The sequence below is a fragment of the Kitasatospora sp. NPDC036934 genome (genome assembly GCF_055608425.1).
On sequence record NZ_JBVJQR010000037.1, the window covers coordinates 14,375 to 36,580 of the forward strand.

13 protein-coding genes are annotated in these 22,206 nt (G+C 73.1%); 7 read left to right on the forward strand and 6 right to left on the reverse strand.

The features are described from left to right. Positions 1–86 precede the first annotated feature (86 nt). A complete protein-coding gene (locus ACZ7BZ_RS34435; RefSeq protein ID WP_470361781.1) occupies positions 87–1,436 on the reverse strand; it encodes an MFS transporter in 1,350 nt (449 codons plus the stop codon). Positions 1,437–1,446: 10 nt separating this feature from the next. Continuing rightward, the gene (locus ACZ7BZ_RS34440; protein ID WP_470361782.1) at positions 1,447–3,831 is read right to left on the reverse strand and encodes an alpha/beta fold hydrolase; all 2,385 of its coding nucleotides are present in this window, start codon (positions 3,829–3,831) and stop codon (positions 1,447–1,449) included. A 176-nt stretch (positions 3,832–4,007) separates the two neighbouring features. On the opposite strand from ACZ7BZ_RS34440, the gene ACZ7BZ_RS34445 reads away from it, so the two are divergent. From ACZ7BZ_RS34445 to ACZ7BZ_RS34465, 5 genes are all read left to right on the forward strand, one after another. Further along, positions 4,008–4,841 (forward strand): DUF6202 family protein, encoded by an 834-nt coding sequence (locus tag ACZ7BZ_RS34445; RefSeq protein WP_470361783.1) that lies wholly within the window; start codon positions 4,008–4,010, stop codon positions 4,839–4,841. 30 nt (positions 4,842–4,871) lie between these two features. Beyond that, positions 4,872–5,729 carry an aspartyl/asparaginyl beta-hydroxylase domain-containing protein gene (locus tag ACZ7BZ_RS34450; protein WP_470361784.1) on the forward strand — a complete coding sequence of 286 codons (858 nt, stop codon included), beginning with the start codon at positions 4,872–4,874 and terminating at the stop codon, positions 5,727–5,729. A 170-nt stretch (positions 5,730–5,899) separates the two neighbouring features. Beyond that, positions 5,900–10,108, forward strand: a complete 4,209-nt coding sequence (locus tag ACZ7BZ_RS34455; RefSeq protein WP_470361785.1) for a HemK family protein methyltransferase — start codon at positions 5,900–5,902, stop codon at positions 10,106–10,108. Then, positions 10,105–13,173 carry a non-ribosomal peptide synthetase gene (locus ACZ7BZ_RS34460; protein ID WP_470361786.1) on the forward strand — a complete coding sequence of 1,023 codons (3,069 nt, stop codon included), beginning with the start codon at positions 10,105–10,107 and terminating at the stop codon, positions 13,171–13,173. The genes ACZ7BZ_RS34455 and ACZ7BZ_RS34460 overlap by 4 nt, the downstream gene beginning before the upstream one ends. After that, the gene (locus tag ACZ7BZ_RS34465; RefSeq protein ID WP_470361787.1) at positions 13,170–14,102 is read left to right on the forward strand and encodes a GHMP family kinase ATP-binding protein; all 933 of its coding nucleotides are present in this window, start codon (positions 13,170–13,172) and stop codon (positions 14,100–14,102) included. The genes ACZ7BZ_RS34460 and ACZ7BZ_RS34465 overlap by 4 nt, the downstream gene beginning before the upstream one ends. A gap of 124 nt (positions 14,103–14,226) precedes the next feature. Here the strand turns inward: ACZ7BZ_RS34465 and ACZ7BZ_RS34470 are convergent, their stop codons facing one another. Continuing rightward, positions 14,227–17,340, reverse strand: a complete 3,114-nt coding sequence (locus ACZ7BZ_RS34470) for an amino acid adenylation domain-containing protein (protein WP_470361788.1) — start codon at positions 17,338–17,340, stop codon at positions 14,227–14,229. 281 nt (positions 17,341–17,621) lie between these two features. Here ACZ7BZ_RS34470 and ACZ7BZ_RS34475 point away from each other — a divergent pair, with 281 nt between their 5' ends. Next, complete coding sequence (locus ACZ7BZ_RS34475; RefSeq protein ID WP_470361789.1) at positions 17,622–18,902, forward strand: cytochrome P450; 1,281 nt, start codon at positions 17,622–17,624, stop codon at positions 18,900–18,902. Further along, a complete protein-coding gene (locus ACZ7BZ_RS34480; protein ID WP_470361790.1) occupies positions 18,903–19,730 on the forward strand; it encodes a class I SAM-dependent methyltransferase in 828 nt (275 codons plus the stop codon). It begins immediately after the preceding gene. A gap of 77 nt (positions 19,731–19,807) precedes the next feature. Here the strand turns inward: ACZ7BZ_RS34480 and ACZ7BZ_RS34485 are convergent, their stop codons facing one another. Genes ACZ7BZ_RS34485 through ACZ7BZ_RS34495 form a run of 3 tightly spaced genes read right to left on the reverse strand, consistent with a single transcriptional unit; the run spans position 19,808 to position 22,206 of the window. Beyond that, a complete protein-coding gene (locus tag ACZ7BZ_RS34485) occupies positions 19,808–20,977 on the reverse strand; it encodes an alpha/beta fold hydrolase (protein ID WP_470361791.1) in 1,170 nt (389 codons plus the stop codon). A 2-nt stretch (positions 20,978–20,979) separates the two neighbouring features. Continuing rightward, positions 20,980–21,924 (reverse strand): chlorinating enzyme, encoded by a 945-nt coding sequence (locus ACZ7BZ_RS34490; protein ID WP_470361792.1) that lies wholly within the window; start codon positions 21,922–21,924, stop codon positions 20,980–20,982. A 27-nt stretch (positions 21,925–21,951) separates the two neighbouring features. Further along, complete coding sequence (locus tag ACZ7BZ_RS34495; protein WP_470361793.1) at positions 21,952–22,206, reverse strand: acyl carrier protein; 255 nt, start codon at positions 22,204–22,206, stop codon at positions 21,952–21,954.

Here is a 22,206-nt window from a genome sequence, read left to right on the forward strand (position 1 = left end):
CGCGGAGAGGGGGGGGGGGGGGAGGAACCAGAGGGGAGCGCACCCCCCCCCCCCCTTCCCCCCCCTTTTCTTTCCCCACGCCACCGTCAGCGCGTAGCCGCGGCCTCGGTGAGGTCCCGCTCCGGGACGGTGACGTCCGGAAGTTCCTGGTCCAGCCGCCACAGCCGGGGCGACCGGGCGGCCAGCGCCACGACGAGCGCCGTGACCAGGCCGAGCACGGCCAGGGTCAGCGCGTAGCCGCGGCCCGGGCCGTTGCCCACCAGCAGGGCCACCGTGTCGGAGCGCACCCGGTCACGGCCGACCAGCGGGACGGCGACCCAGTCGCAGAGCGCGCCCGCCAGCAGGTTGCCGACCAGTTGGGGGGTCATCGAGACGGCGTTGCGCAGCGCCGTGGTCCGCCCCAGCATCCGTGGGCTCACCTTGACCTGCCACACGGTCTGGACGGTTCCCACGATGAAGGTGGCGCAGCCCATGAACAGGAAGACGGCCACCGAGAGCAGCACCACGGAGGGCCGCAGCGACGCCAGCACCACGGAGGCCGAGAACACGAACAACGCGGTCACCAGGCCGGTGATCCGGTGCCGTGGCGGCGGCCAGTTCCAGATGCTGAACACCCCGCTGACCACGACCATGCCGAGGGCCCCGACGGACATCACGAGGCCGAGGCCGGACGCCTCGTCGAAGGCGAGCACCAGTGGCGGCAGGACCAGTTCGCCGAAGCCGACGACGAAGCTCATCACGCCGAGCAGGGCCGCCAGCGACATCAGCCCCGGCCGGGCCACCAGGTAGTGCCACCCGGCCCGGGCGTCCGCGAGCACGGACGGCCGCGCTCCGCCGCCGGCAGCGTCCGGGACCGGCAGCCGCGGGATCCGCACCAGCGACAAGGTGCCGATCGCGAGCAGGAAGGAAAGGCAGTTCAGCGCCACGATGCCCTCGACGTCGACGACCGCCAGCAGGGCTCCGGCGAGCACCGGCCCGACCACGGCGCTCACCCCGGTGGCGAGCATGCGCATCCCGGTGGCCCGGCCGATCCGGTCCTGCGGGACCAGCAACGGCAGGGCCGCCTCGAAGGCCGGCAGGTCCAGGGCCCGGAGCGTCGCGGTGACCAGGACGATGAAGTACACCTGCCAGACGGCGAAGGCGCCCGTCCACAGCAGCACCGTCATGAGCAGCGCGACCAGCATCGAGCCGGTGTTGCTCACCAGCATCGCCCGCTTGGCGCCCCACCGGTCCACCAGAGGACCGGCCAGCGGGGCGACCAGCAGGAAGGGGAGGAAGGGCAGCGCGTACAGGACGGCCAACGAGGTGACCGAACCGGTCTGCAGGTAGCAGTGGACGCCGAGGGCGAAACCGCTGACGGACGAGGTGGCCAGGGCGGCGAACTGGCCGACCCACAGCAGAACATAGGCGCGGAACCCGGAGGCTGATGGTGTCACGGCGCCTGGCTCACCTTCCGCCGGGCCGGTCGAGCGCCGCGCGGACGATCCGCACGAGCTCGTCCGGCTGCTGCTGGTGGAAGTAGTGCCCGGCGGACGGCACGGTGGCCAGCTCGACGGCGGGGCCGAACCGGGCCCACTCCGTGTACCGCTGCTGGTACTGCGGGGTGCCCGGGTCCTCGGTTCCGGCGATGAACGTGATCGGTGCGGCGAGCGGTGCGGTCGCCCCGTTCTTCGGCCACTCCCGGGAGAAGTACTCGCGGCCGACCGTGATGTCGTGGTGCGCCGCCCGGGTGACGAAGGCCAGTTCCTCCTCGGCCAGTTCGCCGTCGAAACCGGCGGCCTCCCGCAGCTCGCGGAGCTCCTGCGCGACGGCGTCCGTGCTCTCCAGCCGGCGCAGCAGGATCCGGCCGATCCGCCCGCCGTCGTAGAACGGGTAGGACGCGCCGATGAACAGTCGGGTCACCGTCCGCCCGGCGGCCTCCAGCAGCCGGACCAGCTCGACGGCCAGCGGCGAGCCGGCCGAGTGGCCGTACACCGAGACCGGGCCCTCGACCGTGGCCAGCACGGCGTCGGCGCACTGCCGGGCGACCTCCTGGAGCGGCTTCAACTCCTCGTCCCCGCCCGGCTCGTGGCCCGGGACCTGCACGGCGAGCAGCTCGATGTCGGGCGGCAGCGCGCGGGCCAGCGGCTGGTAGCTGAGCGCGCTGCCGCCGCCGTACGGCACGCAGACCAGGGTGTGCGAGGCGGTGCCGCCGGGGGTGAGCCGCCGGATGAGCCCGGCCGGGCGGTCGCCCGACTCCAGCGCGCCGGCCAGCGCGCGGACACTCGGGTGGACGGCCAGCATGCCCAGGCCGGAGCCGGGAATGCGGTTGACCGCCCTGACCGCGTCGAAGGAGTTGCCGCCGAGGTCGAAGAAGCTCGCCAGGGCGTCGACGGCGGCGATGCCGAGGACGTCCTCGAACACCGCCGCGATCGACTCCTCCAGCGCGCCGGTGGGCGCGGTGGGCTCCTGCTGCGGCGCCGTCGGGGCGGACTCCGGCGCGTCCGGCCCGCTGGGCGCGCCGGCGAGGCGGGGGCCGGCGGCCAGCACGACCGGGGCCACGTCCTCGGCCGTGACCACGGCCTCGAACACGCGGAAGAGGGAGGCCAGAACGTCGTCGACGAAGTCCGGGGCGAACCGCTCGCGGTGGGTCAGCAGCTCCAGCTTGTTGACCGGATCGGGGGCGAGGGTCAGCGTCAGCGGAATGTCGATCTTGTCGAAGAGCTCGTGGGTGCGGAACGAGAGCTCCTGGCCCGACTCGGAGTTGACCGACAGCGAGTAGTTCTCCATCACCAGCAGGCTGTCGAAGAGCACCCGTCCGGTGGTGCCGCTCCACTTCCGGATGTCGCCCAGCGGCGTGTACTCGTACCGGCGCATCTGCGCGTACAGGCCCTGCAGCTCCTGCAGCCACGCGCCGAGCGGGCCGTCCTCGGGCACGCTGACCGGCAGCGGCAGGGTGTTGGCGAACGAGCCCACGATCCGGTCCACCTGGGGCAGCTCCGGCGGCCGCCCGGAGCTGACGCAGCCGAAGGTGATGTCGCTCAGCCCGGTGAGCCGCCGCAGCACCACCGACCAGCACGCCTGCACCACCGTGCTGAGCGTCACCCGATGGCGCGACGCGGTGGCCTGCAGCTTCCGGGAGATCTCCGGATCGAGCGGCACGGTGCGCCGTTCGATCTCGCCGGTGCCGCGCTCGGGATCGGCCGGCGCCAGTTCGAGCAGTGGGCTGGGGCGTACCTCCGCCAGCGTCCGCACCCAGAAGTCGCGGGCCTCCTGAAGGTCCTGGCGCTGGAGCCAGGCGATGTAGCTCCGGTAGGGCGGGGCCGGCGGCGGGGCCGGCGTCCCCATGGCCAGCGCCCGGTAGTGCGCCATCATCTCGTTCATGAAGACCGGCACCGACCAGCCGTCCAGCAGCAGGTGGTGGTAGGTCCAGATCAGGGTGTGTCGCTGCGGGCCGCGCCGGATCATGTGCAGCCGCTGGAGCGGGGCGACGGCCGGGGTGAAGCCCACCGCGCGGTCCTCGGTCCGGAGCCGCTCCAGCTCCTTCTCCTGCTGCTCCTCGTCCTGGTCCGCCCAGTCGTGCCGGTGCACCGGCAGCTCCACCGTGCTGTGCACGACCTGCAGTGGCTTCTCGATGCCGCCGTCCCAGTGGAAGGAGGTGCGAAGCGAGGGGTGCGCGGCGACCATGCGCTGCCAGGCGAGCAGCAGAACGTCGAGGTCGAAGGGGCCGTCGACGGTGTAAGTGTGCTGACTGAGGTACATGTCGGCGGCGCCGTCGTGCAGGCTGTGGAGCAGCATTCCCTGCTGCAACGGGGAAAGCTCGTAGACGTCGTCGATATTCTTGGTACCCACCCACGCTCCCTGCGGAAATCATTCGAGTGCCGTTCCTATCGAACGTACGAGGGAGGCCGGGAGGCGTCGCGTCACTGAAACCGGGGGCGCTGGAGGAGAACGGTCGGACTTCCGTTCCGTGGCGTATCGAGTGTGTAGTTGAGCAGGTGAATTCGACCCACACACCAGGAGGCACCATGACCACCCCCGCCCCGCCCTCCGCCGGGCAGTCCGCAGCTGAGCAGGCCGAGCTGGACGCGCGGGTGGAGGCCGCGATCGACGCGGCCCGGCTCCGGCGGGCCGACAACCCGTTCTTCGACGCGGCCCGGCGGGCCACCGAGGTGTCCCACGAGGGCGCCCTCGCGGTGGCGCACCGCTGGCGCGTGATGACCAAGAGCTTCATGTTCACCACGCTCGGCGGGCTCGGTGTGCTCGCGACCCGGCTCAACCGGGAACCCGACCCCTCGCCCACCGTCCTCGGCGCGTTCCAGACCGTCTACCAGGTGATCGGCGACGATCTCGCCAACGCGGCACCGGAGTTCAGCGCCGTCGCACCCGAGGGCCCGGCCGGGGTGCACTACGTCTGGTGGGACGACACCGTGCTCGCGCCGGTGGCCGCGCTGGTCCCGGCCGAGGTCCGCGCCCGCGCCGCCGAGCTGCCCGCAGCGGTCACCGAGCTACTGGCCAACATGGACCGTCTGGCCGCGGAACCGCTCGGTGCCGCCGTGCAGTTGCGGGTGGTCGAGACCATCGCGCTGGACATCGCGGTGGCCTTCCGCCGGATGTACGGCAAGGTCGAGGCCGACGGCGTCGCGATCTTCCGCAAGGACGGCGCTCTGGACTGGGTCGACTCCCACATCCGGGCCGAGACCGTGCACGCGGCCCAGGTGAGCGCCGACCAGACCGGCACGTCCAGCCTGGTCCGCTCGGCCGCCGAGGCCGAGGACTTCATGCGGCTGACCGAGGAGTACGCCGGGAACTGGTCCCGTGCCCTGGCTTCCTTCGCCGACTGCCTGCCGACCCCCGCATAGTCACCCGACCTGCCTCACGAGGGAGACCTGATGACCGACAGCACGGCCGGCAAGCCGGCCGGCCACGAGCGGACCCGCCGCCTCGGCACGGTATGGCTCGACGCCGAGCGGCTGGCCGCCGACCTGGCGGTGATGGACCAGCTGCCGTACGCCTCCTCCTACAGCGACTTCGCCTTCGCCCCGCTGCGCAACACCATGCTCTGGAACGCCACCGGGGCGCTGGACGAGGCCCTGCTCGGCGACTACCGGGGAGGAGCCCGGCCCACCGAGCACGGCCGGCTGCTGCCCTACGTCAACGAGCTGATCACCGGGCTGTTCCGGACCGAGCACCTGAAGTTCGCCCGGTTGCTGGTGCTGCCGCCCGGCTGCGTCATGGTGCCGCACCGCGACTACCTGGAACTCGACCAGGACATGATCCGCATCCACGTGCCGCTGCGCACCTCCGAGCGGTGCTTCAGCTCCCAGGGGGACACCGTCTTCCACATGAGGGCCGGTGAGATGTGGTTCCTGGACGCCACCCGCACGCACACCGCGGCGTCCTTCTGGGACGTCGACCGCATCCATCTGACCTGCGACTTCGTCGCCGACAGCATCGAGGAGACGCTGCTCGCCCCGCCTGCGCGGCAGTTGGGCGTTCCGGTGGAGAACATCGCCGGCCGCCGGGCGCTGCGCCCGGCGGAGCGCGACGCGCTGCTCGGCCTCGCGCAGGTGGTCGACCTCGACAACTACCGGGACGTGATGGCGATCCTGACGAAGCGGCACTTCGAGGTCGGGATACAGGCCGACGAAGTGTTCGACTGGATGAAGGACATCGCCGCCGCCTCCGGGCGGCCGGAGGTGTTGGAGCGGGTCGCCCGCGACGAGGAGTACTATCTGGTCCGCCGCTGAAGGGCGGGGCCGCCGAGGCCCCGTCCGGCCTTTTCCGCCCGCCCTTCCCGGCCCAGTCATTTCCCCTTCCGGAGGCTCGGGTACGGGCCTTCCGGGATTCCCCGGAGATCCCCCGGGCCCCTGCTTTAGGTGACATTCGACCGGACGGTCCTGGTCCTAGTCTTTCGACCATGTCATTTCCTTCGACGCGGGATTCCGCGGACAACGACGAGTTCGCAGGACAGGATTTCTCCGACGTTTCCGCGGAAGCCGCGGGAGGGCAGGGCGCCCGCTATCGGGATGCTGTTCTCGGCATCTGGCAGGATGTCCTCGGCCGTACCGACATCGGCCTCACCGACGACTTCCTCACCCTGGGCGACCACTCGCTCGCACCCACTGTGGTGGCGGTGATCCGCAAGCGCCTGGGCGTCGAGATACCGGTGATGGACTTCTTCGAGTCCCGTACGGTCACCAGTCTGGCCGCCAAGGTCGCCGCGAAGGACGCCGCCGCCAAGGCGGCGGCCTCGCCCCGGACCATCACGCCGCGTCCGGCGGACGCCGAACCCCTGCTCTCCTACGACCAGCAACGGCTCTGGATGGAGCACCAGCTGCTGCCCGGCGTGGTCTACAACGTCCACATGCGCCGCCGGCTGGTCGGCCCGCTGGACGTGTCGGTGCTGCAGAAGAGCGTGCGCGCCATCCTGGCCCGCCACGAGGCGCTGCGCGCTCGGTTCCCCACGGTTGAGGGCAGGCCGGTCCAGCTGGTGGCACCGGCCGACGACGACTGGACGGTCCGGGTCGAGGACCTCTCCGCCGTCGAGGGCGACCGCACCGCCCTGGCTCTGGCGCTGCTGGACGAGGAGTCGACCACCCCGTTCGACCTGGCGCAGGGCCCGCTGCTGCGGTGCCTGCTCGTCCGGATGAGCGCCACCGAGCACCTGCTCGGGGTGACCGTGCACCACATCGTCTCCGACACCTGGTCGCTGGCGCTGTTCGTGCGTGAGCTGTCGGCTCTCTACCAGGCGGGCGGTGACCCGGTCGCCGCCGATCTGCCGCCCCTCGCCGTCCAGTACGGCGACTACGCGGTGTGGCAGCGCGAGCGGCTGGTGGGCGAGGCCCTGGAGCAGCAGGTCCGGTACTGGCGCGACCATCTGGCCGGTGCGCCGCCGGTGCTCGCGCTGCCCACCGCGCAGCGCCGCACCACCACCCAGCACGCCGAGGCCGAACGGATGGAGTCGGTGCTCACCGCGGCGGAGACGGCGGCCCTGTACGAGCTGTGCCGGGCCCAGGGAGTGACCCCGTTCATGGCCCTACTGGCCGGGCTGGCCACGGTGTTCAGCCGCTGGACCGGGCAGCAGGACGTGGTGATCGGGGTGCCGCTGGCGGGCCGCACCACCAGCGGCACGGACCACATGATCGGCTTCTTCGTCAACGTGCTGCCGTTCCGGATCGACCTGTCCGGCAACCCCACCTTCAGCGAACTGCTCGGCCGGGTCCGCCGCGTCGCGCTGGCCGGCTACGACCACGCCGACGCACCGCTGGACGCCCTGGTCGAGGACCTCCAGGTGGCGCGCGACCCGCGCCGCACCCCGTTGTTCGAGGTGGTGCTCAACGTGGTCGGCAGCCCCGAGGCCGAACAGGCCATGGGGCTCACGGTGGAGCCGATGGAGACGCCGGCCCTGTTCAGCCGGTTCGACCTCAGCGTCACCGCGCAGGAGTCCGACGGCCGGCTCCGGCTGCAGCTGGACTTCGCCTCGGACCGCTGCGACGCCGAGATGGTCCAGGTCCTCGTCGCGCACCTGCACCGACTGCTCGGCGGCGCCGTCGCGGACCCCGGCCAGGGCATCCTCGACTACCCGTTCCAGTCTCCGGCCGAGCCCGACGCTCTGCCGCACCGGGCCACCCCGGCGCTGCACGAGGCGGTGGACCGCCACGCCGCGCACCACGGCGGCACCGCGGTGTCGGACGCCGACGGCGAGTGGAGCTACCAGCGGCTTTCCCGGGCAGCCGCGGAGACCGCCGCACTGCTGGCCCGGCACGGACTCGCCGCCGGTGACCCGGTCGTCGTGGTCCGGCGCCCGACCGCGGGCTTCGTGGCGGCACTGCTCGGCTGCGAGCAGGCCGGCATGCGGTGCGAGGTGGTGGACGACCCGTCGGCCGCCCCATCCGGGGCCGTGGTGATCGACGTCGCGGGCGGCGCGGGAACCATCGACCTCTTCGAGCTGCTGCAGCGCCCGGCCGGGCCGGTCTCCGGCGCACCGGCGGCGCACCACCAGGCGGCCGGGCCGTTCGGTGTCACCGCCTCCGACCGGGTCGCCGTGCTGTCGAGCGTGCCCGGCCACCTGGCGGCGGCCCTGGGCACGGCCTTCCACGTCGGAGCGGCGTTCCACGTGCCGAACTGCTCCTTCACCGCGGACGCCACCGCCGTCACGGAATGGCTACGGGACCGCGCGATCACCGTCCTGTACGCCACCCCGTCGGTCTTGAGGGCCCTGGCTGCCGCGCCCGGCGAGCCCCGACTGCCGGACCTGGGCCTGGTGTTCGTCGAGAACGCGGGTGACCTGCTCTCCCAGGACGTGGCCACCCTGCGGCGGCTGGCCCCGACAGGCCGGCTGGTCTCGCTCTACCGCACCGGACTCGACGGCCTACCCCGAGCGGTCCACGAGACACCCGGCGACTGGAGCCTGCGAACCGCGCCGCTGCGCGTGCCGCTCGGCCGGGAACCGGCCGGCCACCGGGCCGAGGTGCTGCGCCCCGGCGACCGCCCAGCGGCGGTCGGCGAGCTCGGCGAGCTCTGCTTCGCGGGCGAGCGCACCGGGGACCTCGGGCGCCGCTGGCCGGACGGCTCCCTGGAGTTCGTGTGCCGCACCGACGACCGGGTGGAGTTCGACCCGCAGGAGACCGCGGCCACCCTGTGGGACGTCCCCGGGGTCCGCGACGTGGTGGTGACGGTGACGGAGCAGCCGGACGGCGCTGCCCAACTCACCGCCTACCTCTCCGGACCGGGCCCGGACACCGACGTCGCCGGGCTGCACAACTTCCTCCGGACCCGGCTGCCCGGCTACCTGCTCCCGAAACACATCGTCGTGCTCCCCGCCCTGCCGCGCACCCCCTGGGGCGAGTACGACCTGGAGGCGCTGGCCGTCGCCGGGCAGGACCACGACGCGGACGAGGAGTTCGTGGCGCCGCGCACACCCATGGAGCGTCAGCTCACCGAGCTGGTCGAGGAGCTGCTGGGCCTCGACCGGGTCGGGGTCTACGACAGCTTCTTCGAGCTGGGCGGCTTCTCCCTGCTCGCGACCCAGCTCGCCACCCGTATCCGCTCGCTGTACGGGGTCGAACTCGCGCTGCGGGACGTCTTCGAGGCCCCGACCGTGGACGAACTCGCTCAGTTGATCGTCCGCACGCAGGCGGAGCTGTCCGACGTGGACGAACTCACCGCGCTGCTGGACGAACTCGACATGGTGGACGAGGACGGCGACCAGCCGTCCGAGGCCGGGCCGGACCTGTACGAGCAGACCGTGCGACGGCTGCGGGAGCAGGCCGTGTTCACCCCGGACAAGCCGGACGAGGACCCGCAGAGCACCGCCCGCGCACTCTGGTTCGCCGCCGCCGGCGACCCCAGGGCCGTCACCTCGGACCCGGACACCTCGCTGCCCGGCCTCAGCCCGGAACAGGAGGACGCCCTCGACGCGCTGGTCGCCCGCCGTGTGGCCGGCGAGCCGCTGGCCTACCTCACCGGTCGCAGCGCCTTCATGGGCCTGGAACTCCTCAACGCACCCGGTGCGCTCATCCCGCGCCGGGGCACCGAACTGCTGGCCGGCGCGGTGGTCGAGCTGGCCGGGACGGTCGCCGACCGGGCCGGTGCCGGGGTACGGGTGCTCGACCTCTGCACGGGCGCCGGCAACCTCGCGGTCTCGCTGGCCGTGCTGGAGCCCCGGGCCCGGGTCTGGGCCTCGGACCTGGAAGCCGAGGCCGTCGCCGTGGCCGCCCGGAACGCCGGGTTCCACGGAGTGGCCGACCGCGTGACGACCGCCGCCGGTGACCTGTTCGACGCTCTGGAGGAACTGCCGGACCGGCCCTCGGCCTTCGACCTGATCGTGTGCAACCCGCCCTACATGCCGACCGCAACGGCGCAGGCGATGCCCGTCGAAGTGGGTGGGTTCGAGCCCGCGGCGGCCTTCGACGGCGGTGACATCGGCCTGACCGTGGTCTACCGCCTGATCGCCGAGGCCCCCCGGCACCTCGTCCCCGGCGGCTGGCTCTGCTTCGAGGTCGGCGCGGGCATGGGCCGCGTCGTGGAGAAGCGCCTCACCGCACTCGGCACCTACAGCGAGATCCGACCGGTCGCCGACCAGGACGGCAACACTCGCGCGATCCTCGCCCGGAGGCAGTCATGAACCTCACTGATTCCACCCGCACCCCCGCGCCGACCACCGCGCTGCCGCCGTGGACCCTGCCGGATGCCCGCCCCGGCCGAGGCCGCCAGGAGACGGAGTTGCCCCCGGCGCTGCGCGGCACCGACGACGAGCTGGTGCAGGCGTGCTGGGCCGCGGTGCTCGCCCGTTGCACGGGCGAGACGGAGGTCACCACCGCCGTCACCGGTCCGGACGGCGCCCTCACCGCGCTGACCGCCACGGCCGACCCCGCCACGTGGTCCGAACTCGCCGCCGCGCTCCGGCGCCAGCCGCTTGAGGGCCGTCCGCACAGCGTGCTCGACCTGCACGGCAGCGTCGCCCCCGGCGACCACACCCTGACGATCGCGGTGGACCGGCACGCCGGGCGGCTCAGCGCCGACTACGACACGGCGCAGGTGTCGCACCGGGCCGCCGAGCGCCTCCTCGGGTACCTGGGCCACGCCCTCGCCCAGGCGGTGGCCGGGCCCGGCAGGCCCGTGGACCTGGCCGGGATGCTGGACGGGCAGGAGCTCCACCGGCAGCTGACCGCGCTGTGCGGGCCCCGGGTGAACAACGGCCCGGACGGCTTCGTCCAGGCGTTCCGGGCCCGCGCCGCGGCCCACCCGGACCGGCCGGCCGTCCATCACCGCGACACCGCGGTCGGCTACGGCGAGCTGGACCGGGCCTCGGACGGGATCGCCCGGCACCTGCGGGCGCTGGGCGTCGGAGCCGGACAGGCGGTCGCGGTGGTCTGCGACCGGCACACCGACTGGGTGGCCGCGCTGATCGGCGTGCTCAAGGCCGGCGGCGTCTACCTGCCGGTCCGTCCGGACTTCCCCGCCGCCCGGGTGCTCGACCAGCTGCTGCGCGCGGAGTGCTCGCTCGCGCTGACCGACGCAGCGGGCGCAGAGCTGATGACCGAGGTGTCCAGGGACCAGCGGTGGCAGGGCAGGGCGCTTCGGATCGACGCCCTCCTGGCAGCCCCGGCCCCCGCCGGGGAGCTGCCCGCCCCGCCGGCCCTGGACCAGCCCGCCTACGTCTACTTCACCTCCGGCTCCACCGGCCGCCCCAAGGGCGCAGTATGCGCCCACGACGGGATGATCAACCACCTGTGGGCCAAGGTGGACGACCACGGGCTCGGCCCCGAGGACGTCGTCACCCAGACCGCGTCGCAGTGCTTCGACATCTCGCTGTGGCAGATCTGCGCGCCCCTGCTGGTCGGCGGCTCGACCGTGATCGCCGACCTCGACGAGCAGCTCGACATCGCCGCGTTCGCCGCGCTGCTGGCCCGCCGGGGGGTGACGACCATCCAGATCGTCCCGTCCTACCTGGAGGTGCTGCTCGCGCACCTGGAGGCCGGGGTGGTCCGACTGCCCAGGCTCGCCTCGGTGTCGGTGACCGGGGAAGCGCTCAAGGCGGACCTGGTCCGCCGCTGGTTCGCCGCCGTGCCCGGAGTCCGGCTGGTCAACGCGTACGGGGCCACCGAGGTCTCCGACGACACCATGCACACCGTGCTGGACGGCCCGCCCGAGCGCCGGCTGGCCGTCGTGGACGTCGGCCGCCCGCTGCGGAACATGCGCGTCTACGTGGTCGACGAGCAGTTGAGGCTGATGCCGGAAGGGGCCCGCGGCGAGATCGTCTTCGCCGGCGTCTGCGTCGGGGGCGGCTACATCAACGACCCGGAGCGGACCGCGGCCGCCTTCCACCAGGACCCGTACACCCCGGGGGAGCGGCTGTACCGCTCCGGCGACATCGGGCGCTGGCTGCCGGAGGGCCGACTGGAGTTCCTCGGCCGCCGAGACGAGCAGATCAAGCTGCGCGGCCTGCGGGTGGAGATCGGCGAGATCCAGACCGCGCTGGCCGAGGTGCCCGGCGTGTCCGGCGCGGCGGTCGTCACGGTGGGCGAGGGCAACGCGGCCCGGCTGGTCGGCTTCTACGTCTCCGACCTGGAGCTGTCCTCGGTCGACCTGCACGACCTGCTGTCCGCCCGGCTGCCCTCCTACATGGTCCCGGCGTACCACTTCCGGCTCCCCGAGATGCCGCTGAACGAGAACGGCAAGACCGACAAACGGCGGCTCAAGGAGCTCGCGGCGGAGATGTCGGCGGGACTGAGCGCCTTCGAGCCCCCGGCGAGCGACACCGAGCGCCGCCTGGCCGTGCTCTGGTCCGAGGTGCTGGGGACGGTCGAGGGCCGGGTCGGCCGGCACGACGACTTCTTCGACCTCGGCGGTACCTCGCTGTCGGCCATCCACCTGTTGATGCGGCTGGAGCACCGGGTCTCGCTCGCCGACATGCTCGGCCACTCGGTGCTGCACGAGCAGGCCCGGCTGATCGACGAGGCGATGGGCGCCGGGGACAGCCGGCTCGTGCACGAGCTGAGCCCGGCCGGACCGGACCGGCCCGTGCTGCTCTGCCTGCCCGACGCCGGTGGCAACGCCATCAACTTCCAGCGGCTCGCCGACCTCGCCGGCGACCGCCTGCAGGTCCTCGCCGTGGAGCTGCCCGGCCACGACCTCGCCCGTCCCGACGAGCGGCCCGCGGGGCTGGCCGGGCTGGCCGGACGGCTCGCCGCCGAGCTGGCCGGACGGGACGGCCTCCACCTCTGGGGGCAGGGCGCCGGAGCGGCCGCGGCGCTGGCGACCGCCCGCGCCCTGCAGACCGCGGGCGCAAAGGTGGCCGGGGTGCTGGCCGCCTGGGACGACACCATGCCCGAGCACCTCGCCGAGGTGAACGACGAGGCGCTCACCGACGACGCGATCGCCGATCTGCTGAGCCGCCGCCAGGCGTACGTCGAGGTGGACGGCGCGACGCCGGGCCGGCTCGCGTTCGTGGCGAGGGCCTACCGGCACGACTGGGCCGAGGCGCTGCGCCTGCTCGCCGGGTTCGGCGCGCAGGGCCCGGGCCTGGACTGCCCGGTCACCGAGATCATCCTGGGCGGCGCCGCGCCCCGGCTGCCGGAGGGGGCGCCCGGGATCACCCGGCACCCGCTCGCGCAGACGGCGGGCGACCTCGTCCGGACCTCCCCCGAGACGGTGATCGGCCTGCTGACGGCGAAGGAGCGGTCGTGACGGCCCCGGCAGTCCCCGTCACCGCGCCTGTTCCCGCCCCGCCCGGCTCCGGCCGGGCGGGGGTGGGCACGGCCAACGGGACCTTCGGCGAGCTGCTCCAGGGCGCCCTGCCGGGCCCCGGGGAGGCTGCGGGGGAGGGCCGTTTCCTGGTCACCCTGCCGGTGGCCCGCTGGTCGACCGCGCGGTTCGTGCTGAGGCCGCCCGGTAGCGGGCTGCGGGTCGAGCCGGCCGGCAAGTCCAAGGCCCGGGCGCTGGCCGCGGCCCTGCTCGCCGAGCTGGGCCATCCGTGCGACGGGGAGCTGGTGCTGACCAGCAGCATCCCGGAGGGCAAGGGGCTGGCGAGTTCCTCCGCGGACCTGGTGGCCACGGCGCGCGCCGTGCTGGCGGTCACCGGCGGCCAGGTGCCGGGACCGCGGCTGGGCGAGCTGCTCACCGCGATCGAGCCGACCGACGGCGTGATGTACCCGGGCGTGGTGGCCTTCGACCATCGCCGGGGCGCGCTGCTGCGCACCCTGGGACGGCTTCCGGCACTGCAGATAGTCGCGGTGGACCAGGGCGGACTCGTGGACACCCTGGCGTTCAACCACAGTGCGCCCGGCTTCGATCCGGACGAACGACGGCACTACGCGCGGCTGCTGGACGACCTGACCCGGGCCGTGGCCGACGGTGACCTGGCCGCCGTCGGCGCCGTCGCCACCGAGAGCGCGGCCCTCAACCAGTCCCGGATGCCGAACCGCAACTTCGCGGACCTGCGGGAGATCTGCCGGGAGGTGTCGGGCGTGGGCCTGGTGGCCTGCCACAGCGGCACCATGATCGGCATCGTGCTGGACCCGCGGCGGGACGACTACCGCGCGCAGCAGGCCATCGCGGTCCGGCTGGCCGGGGAGCTCCCGGGCCGGACCCACCTGTACCGGACGCTCGGCGACTGACGAGGCCGTTCCGCACCGTCCGCGGACGGTGGAACCGACAGAAGACGGACAGAGGAACCGACAGCGGAACGGCGGGCCGGGGCTCAAAGCCCCGGCCCGCCGTTCCGCTGTCCGCAGTGCCCGGTCAGGCGTCGGCCCCCACCGTGACGCCCGCAGGGAAGCCCGTCGGCTCGGCGAGCTCCGCCAGCAGACCGGCGAAGTCCCCGGCGATCCGGGTGGCGGTCGCCTCGTCGAAGAGCTGGGTGGCGTACCGGAGCCGGCCGTCGATGCCGCCGTCCGTGCGGTCGGTGAGCTGCAGCCAGAGGTCGTGCCCACTGCCGGCCGGGTCCGGCAGCGGGAAGCCGGGCTGCTCGGCCGGAACCCCGTGCGTGCTGAGAACCGCGTCGAACAGCGGGCTGCGGCCCGGGGTCGGCGGGGTGTCCACCACGTCGAGCACCCCGGCGACGATCTCCTCCAGCGGCAGCAGGGTGTGCCGGTTCACGGCGAGTGCCGCATCGCGGACCCGGACCAGCAGTTCGCGGAAGGATGGCGCGCCGTCCAGGCTTGCCCGGATCACCGCGGTCTCCTCGAACACGCCTACCAGGTCGGCGAGTTCGGGTCGCTTCCGGGTGGACAGGGGCACCCCGACGGTCAGGTCGGTGCCGTCGGTGTACCGGCCCAGCACCGAGAAGAACGCCGCCAGCAGGCCAGCCGACGCGGGAGCGTCGTACTCCAGGGCCACCAGCCGCAGCGCCTCGGCCGTATCGGCGGGCACCTCGAACCGGACCGTCCCGCCCGCCCCGTCGCGGCCGAGTGGACGCGGCCGGTCGGTGCGCAGCCCGGCGACCTTCAGCCCGGTCAGCGTCGAGCGCCAGAAGTCGAGCTGGCGGTGACCGGCCGGGCCGCTCACCAGCTCCCGCTGCCAGTGTGCGTAGTCGACGTAGCGAAGCTCGGGCGCGGACACCTCACGGGACCGGTAGGCCGCCCGGATCTGCTTGGCGATCAGCTCGCAGGAGCGGTCGTCGACCGCGATCCGGTGCAGCACCAGGAGGAGCACCGCCGACTGCCCGGTGGCCTCCCGCAGCAGCCGCAGCCGGACCGGCGGCTCCGCGGACAGGTCGAAGGGCCGGGCCAGTTCGGTGGCGAGCACCGCCTGTGGGTCGCCGTCCTCGACGGTGAGCCGGACCGGCACCGGCGGATCGGCCACCGGGACGGGCTGGCCGGAACTGTCGTACTCGTACCGGGTGCGCAGCACCTCGTGCCGGGTCAGCAGCCCGGTCACCGCCGCCTCCAGAGCCGGTACGTCCAGCACCCCGGGCAGCCGGACCGCCAGCGGCCGGTTGCCGGAGGCGTCGTCGGGCAGCCGCTGCTGGTGCAGCCAGGATCGCCACTGCGCCCAGGACAGCCGGGGCGCCCGGTCAGCCGGGAGGGCGGTCAGGTCCGGCTCGCCGGAGTCCTCCCCGGTCAGGAGCAGGGCCAGGCGGTAGGCGGTGCGGGCCTCGAACAGCGCGTTGATCGGGACTTCGCGGTTGAGCTCCGCGTTCAGGCGCAGAATCGCCTGGACGGCGCGCAGCGAGTCTCCGCCGAGGGCGAAGAAGTCGTCGTCCGGGCCGATCTCCGGGCGTTCCAGCACCTCGGCCAGCACTTCGGCCACCCGCTCCTCGGTCCCGCCGGCGGACCGGGGCGCGCCGTCCGGTCCGGTGTCCGCCCCGGTGGCCACGGGCGCCTGCGGGCGCGGCAGCGAGGGCGGGGCGGGCAACGCGGCCCGGTTCAGCTTGCCGTTGTGGGTGCGCGGGAAGTCGTCGAGGACCACGAACTGGGCCGGGACCATGTAACCGGGGAGCGAGCGGGCCGCGAGCAGCCGCAGCCGGTGCTGGTCCGGCGGGCAGGCCGGATCGGCCGCTCGCAGGTAGGCGACCAGGCGCGGGGAGCCCTCGGCCGCTCCGGTCACCCGGACGGCCGTCTCGGCGACGCCGGGGTGGGCGGCCAGCACGTGCTCGATCTCGCCCGGTTCGATCCGGAAGCCGCGCAGCTTGATCTGGTCGTCCGCGCGGCCCAGGATTTCGATCCGGCCGTCCGGGTGCAGCCTGGCCAGGTCGCCGGTGCGGTACAGCCGGGCGCCGGAGGCACCGGGGGTGGGATCGGCGGTGAAGCGCTGTGCGGTCAGGCCGGGCCGGCCGACGTAGCCGGTGGCCAGCCCCGCGCCGCCGATGTACAGCTCGCCCGTTCCCCCCGCGGGAACGGGGGTCAGCCGGTCGTCGAGCACGTGCAGCGCGGTCGCGCGGACCGGGTGGAACTCGGTGTCGACGCCGTGCTCGTGGCGGGTGAGGGAGGACCAGACGGTGGTCTCGGTCGGGCCGTACAGGTCCCAGAGCACCACCTGCTCGCCCAGGAGCCGGTCGGCGAGTTCGGCCGACAGCCGCTCGCCGCCGCACAGCACGGTGAAACCGGGCGGCGGGGTCCAGCCGGTCTCCAGCAGCAACCGCCAGGCGACCGGCGTCGCCTGCATCACCCGCGCGCCGGTGCGGGCGAGCAGTGCCGCCAGCCGGTGCGGATCGGTGGTCTCCTCCGGCCGGGCCAGGACCACCGTGCCGCCGATGACGAGCGGCAGGAACAGTTCGAGGGCCGCGATGTCGAAGGAGACCGTGGTCACCGCCGGGAGCACCACGTCCTCGGGCAGCGCGAGGCGCTCGCGCATCGAGGCGGTGAAGTTGGCGAGCGCCCGGTGAGGCACCGAGACGCCCTTGGGGCGGCCGGTGGACCCGGAGGTGTAGATGACGTAGGCCGCGGACTCCGGATCGGGCTCGGGCAGCTCGGCCGGGCCGTCGTGCGGTGGCACGTCGTCGAGGTGCACCCGCAGTCCGGCCCGCAGGCCGGGGACGCCGGCCGCGTCGGCCGTCACCAGCACCCGTGCCGCCGAGTCCCGCAGGATGTGGTTCAGCCGCTCCGCCGGGTGCTCCGGATCGAGCGGCACGTACGCGGCACCGGCCCACTGGATCCCGAGCAGGGCCGGCACCAGGTCGACCCCGCGGGGCAGCGCCACCGCGACGAGGTCGCCCGGGCCCACCCCGAGCCCGAGGAGGTGCCGGGCCAGGCCCTCGGCCTGCGCCGTCAGCTGGCGGTACGTCAGGGACTCGCCCGACGCCTCGACCGCCAGGGCGTCCGGCGACCGCCGAGCACGGGTCCGGATGAGGCCCGGGACGGTGGCGGGGGGACCGTCGTGGGCGGAAGCGGGTTCGGGGGTACCGAACGGATTCATTGCGTCGACTCCTTGACCGGAACGTCGCCGGGGGTGCCCGCCCAGCCGGTCCCGGAAGAGCGTCACGCCCCCGACGTAGCTGCTGACCTGCGGCCGAAGGTACCTAGTGGGGCATCGGCAGGGGCGTCACATGAATCGAGGACGGAGCCCGGCGGTGCTGGTCGCGGGCCCGCGCTCCCCGTTTCCTGGGACACCCGGCCGCCCGGTGCCGGCCGCTACCTTGCAGATCAGGACCGTCCTCGGCCACGGCAGTCGCCGGGGCCTGCAGGAAGGTGGCCGTCATGACGACAAGCCCAGTGGAAGCCGCACCGTCCGCCGGGCGGACCGATCCGCTCCCCTGGCTGGACCTCGCCCTACCCGATCTGCACCACACCCTGGACCTCCAGGGCGTTTTCGCGGACCTGCGGCGCGAGCACCCGGTCAGCTGGCACGGAGCGAAGAGCCGCCCGGGGTTCTGGTCCGTCACTCGGTACGCGGACGTGCTGCGGGTGCACCGGGACACCGAGACCTTCACCGCCACCCACGGCATGACCATCGACTCGGTGGGGACGGCGCCCGATCCGGCCGCCGGAATGATGGTCGAGGTCACCGATCCGCCGGAGCACCGGCGGCTGCGCCGGGCCATCGGGGGGTTCTTCACCGACGGCGCGGTCGCCGCGATGGCGCCGGACGTCGAGGCGCTGGTCCGGCGGTTGCTGGGGGCGGTCCGCGACCGCGACCGGCCGGTGGACTTCGTCGCCGAGGTGTCCACCCGGATCCCCACCCAGGTGGCCGGTCTGCTGCTGGGCCTGCCGCCCGAGGACCTCGACTGGATCGCGGAGCGCACCGCCCAGGTCTTCCTCTCCGGCACGGTCGTCGAGGACGGGCGGCCGGCCGACCTCGACGGACGGGCGACCCGGGCCAACGAGGAGCTGCTGAGCTACTTCTCGAAGCTGGTCCGCTCCGGCCGGCGGCAGGCGGGCCGGCGCGGCCTGGTCCAGCAGCTGGCGGAGGGGACGGCGAGCCGCGACGGCCTGACCAAGGGCGAGGTGATCCTCAACGCCCTCAACATGGCCATCGCCGGGACCCAGACCACCCGCAACTCGCTCGGCAACATGCTGCTGGCCTTCGTCCAGTTCCCGGAGAGCTTCCGGGCGGTGTGCCGCCGGCCGGAGTTGGTGGCCTCGGCGGTCGAGGAGTCGGTGCGCTGGGCCAATCCCGTGCGGCACCTCACCCGGGTCGCCACCCGCGACGTGGAGCTCGGCGGCCAGACCGTCCGGGCCGGCGAACCGCTGGTGCTGTGGCAGGTGTCGGCCAATCGGGACGAGCAGGTCTTCCCGATGGCACACGTCTTCGACATCCGTCGTCACCCCAATCCGCACCTCGGCTTCGCCACCGGCGTGCACAGCTGCCCGGGGTCCGGGCTCGCCCGGCTCCAGATGCGCACGACCCTGACGGTCCTGACGGAGCTGTTCTGCGGGATCGAGCTCGCCGGTGTGCCGGAGCTGGTGCGGTCCAACTTCCTGCACGGGCACGAGCGTCTGCCCGTGCGCTTCACGGTTCGAGACAAGGAGGAACGCTGAATGGCAGCGCTGGAGGTGTCGGACCCGGAGTTCCGGGCCGCGGTGGAGAAGCTGCGGGCGCCCGGCATGGGCACTGAGGTGGTCGCCCCGCTGCTCGCGCAGCTGGTCCGGCTGCACCGCCCGCGGCGGGTGCTGGAGATCGGCATGGGCTACACGACTCCGTTCCTGGCCGCAGCCCTGGCCGAGAACGAGCGGGAGGCAGCCGCCGAGGCCGAGGCCCTGGCGGCCAAGACCCGCGCGCATCTGGGCGCCGGTGCGGAGCTCGACGACATTTGGGCGTACACCGAGCCGCCGCTGCTCGCGCCCTCGTTCTACGCCGAGCCCTACCGGCCCCGGTTCGTGGCCGTCGACAACCTGTCCATCGAGGCGTCGTCGGCCGGCCGGGTGCTGGGCCTCCTGGAGGAGCTCGGTCTGGACGAACGGGTGCAGGTGGTCAACGCCGACCTGCACGAGTGCGCCGGACTGCTCCCGGCTGACCTCCTTCCGATCGACCTGGCCTGGGTCGACGCCTGGGAGTGCCTGTACTTCTTCGAGCACTTCTGGGAGCACATCAACCCCGACGGGGGACTGGTCGTCATGCACTACCTGATGACCTACCCGGAGGGCGAGGCGATCCTCGACTACTTCGCCGAGGTGCAGCGCAGCCGCCCGGGCGAGCTGGAGATGGTCAACCTGCTGGAGCCGCACAAGCTCGGCCAGAACAGCATCACCGTCCTGCGGCGCACCAGCGCGGTGCGCCCCCGCCCGTACGGCGGTCCCGGCGGCTCGCTGCGCTACCACCCGGGCCTGCGCAGAGAGGCCGAGGCGCAAGCCGGTCTGGGAGGCTGACCCGGTGCGGAAAGGCGGAGCGGCCGGTGGAAGACATCTTCCACCGGCCGCTCCGCCGTGCTGTGCCGTGCGCTCGGTCAGTCCCGCTCGCGCAGGAAGGAGAGCAGTGTCTCCTGCTGTTCGGGGCTGGCCCGGAAGGCGTCCAGGTGGGTGCCGTGCTCCGTGACCACCAGCCGGGCGTCCGGGAGCAGTTCGGCCAGCCGCCTGGACCCGTCCGGATGGGCGGTACCGTCGTCGGCGCTGGTCATGATCAGGCACGGCCGGGTCATCGCGGCAGCGGTCTGCCGGGAGTCCCAGTGCATGGTCGCCCCGGTCAACCGGGCGTACCGGTAGAGGAGTTCGGCGGTCGCGTAGGGCCGGACCACCAGGGGGCCGATCCTGGGCGGCACGCCGGTCATCGGCCCGCTGGCGATCTTGTCCCGCAGCCAGCCGGCGGTGGCCCGGGATTCGCCGGCCAGGTCCAGAAGCGCCCGCAGACTGGCCTGGTGGTCGGTCTTCGCGGCCTCCGGACCCAGCTCCAGGTCGGCATGCCAAAGGCTCAATGACCCTACTCTGGAAGGTTGCTGACTGGCAGCCAGTAGTGCGGGGACGGCGCCCCCGCACATGCCCATCAGGTGGAACGGGCCCAGGTCCAGTGCCTCGGCCACGGCGAGCAGGTCGTCGGCCTGCTCCGGCACGCCCGGTAGGTACCGGTCGAAGTCGGCCGGATCGGTCATCGGCTCGCTGGTGCCTCGGGTCTGCGGTACCACGCACCGGTACTCGTCCCCCAGGGCCCGCAGCCAGGGCAGCGCGAGCCGGTGGCTCATGCCGCAGGCCGGTGAGATCAGGATGCCGGGGGCGTCCGGCGGGCCGGTCTCGACGACCTCCAGCTCGGCCCCGTCCGGGCGGGTGACGCGGTGCACCCGCAGCCCCTCGTCATCGCGGTGGTGGATCCCGCGGGCGAGCCGTGCCGCGTCGTCGGGCGCCAGGCCGGCCAGTGCGGGTGCCTGCTGGGCCCGCCTGATCTCGGCGGCCAGCGCGAGCAGCGCGTGGTCGTCCTCCGGGCCGTCGAAGGCGAGTGCGACGCCGAGCTCACGGCAGACGGCCGCCACGAGCTCGGGGGCCCGGTCACAGGTGCCGGCCGGCAGCGCGAAGGGGCCGGTCTGGCGGACCATGCCTTCGAGCTGCCGGATGGCCGCGACCAGGTCGGTCAGGGCGACCGCGGCTGCGGTGCCGGCCTGGGGTGTCGGTGGTGTCCGGGTCGCCATCGTCAGCGCGCGCGGAACGGGTGGCCGGTGGTGGTGTGCGTGGCGATGCGGTTGTGGTCGTAGTGGTTCTCCCCGCTGACGAGCACCGCGCCGTAGCGGTCCAGGCTGACCTTGCCGCCGTACTCCTCGACGACGTCGGTGTCCGGGTAGACGTGCACGGAGGTCGGCACGTAGCGCCCGGCGAAGCCGAGCCGCATGTCCTCGGTCCGGCCCGAGTGGGGGTAGGAGGCGTGCATCAGCGTCGACCAGAACATGACGGCCTCGCCGGGGCGCAGGACGATCGGCACCGACTTGGACTCGTCCGGCACGAAGTCCGGGTCGATCTGCAGCTCGCGGTAGTCGTAGCCGAAGAAGCCGCGGCGCACGCCGCCCTCCTTCCGGCTCCGGTTGATGCTTTCCGGCCGGTACTCCATGACCTTGGTCTCGTCGTAGTTCATCGAGGTGTACGAGCCCGGGATGAACTGCAGGCAGCCGTTGTCGACGGTGGCCTCGGTGAAGGCGGTCCAGACCGTCAGGGTGCCGCCGAAGCTGCTGTCCTGCGGCCAGACGATCTGCGGCTTGCCCGAGGCATTGGCGAAGGTGTCGGCCTGGTGCCAGTCGGTGCCCTCGTCGCCGGGGTACTTGGGGAAGAACTCGGTGCGCCAGCACAGCACGTCGGGGCCGAGCACGCTGGACACCCGGTCGGTGATGCGCGGGTCGGTGATGAGATCGGCCAGGAAGTCGTTGTCCAGGTGCCGGTCGTAGTTGGAGATGTTGGTGTTGCCGGAGACCGCCCACTCCTCGGTGTAGACGGCGTTGCTGCGGTCCATCAGGGCGAGGCGCTCGGTCCGCCAGGCGCGCACCATCTCCTCCTCCTCCAGCACCTTGAAGATGAGGAAGCCCTGCTTGCGGAAGGTCTCGCGGTCGGCCTCGTCGAGGGCGAAGCCGGTCTGGGAGGTGTCCGTCATGACTGTCTCAGCTCGTTTCTTCAGTGGTCAGCGGGCGGTGCGAACGAGGCTGCGGGCCGTGACGGAACCGTCCAGGGCGCGCAGGTCGACCTCGATGCCGAGGGTGTTCTTCAGTTCGGACAGGATGAGGACGATGGACAGCGAGGTGCCGCCGTGGTCCATGACCTCGTCGTCGGCGGTGAGTCCGGGCTTGCCGATGACCTTGCGTACGACGGCCAGGACCTGGTCCAGGCGCGCCTCCTCGGAGCCTTCGACGGTGGACTCCGTCTGCTGGATGCTCAC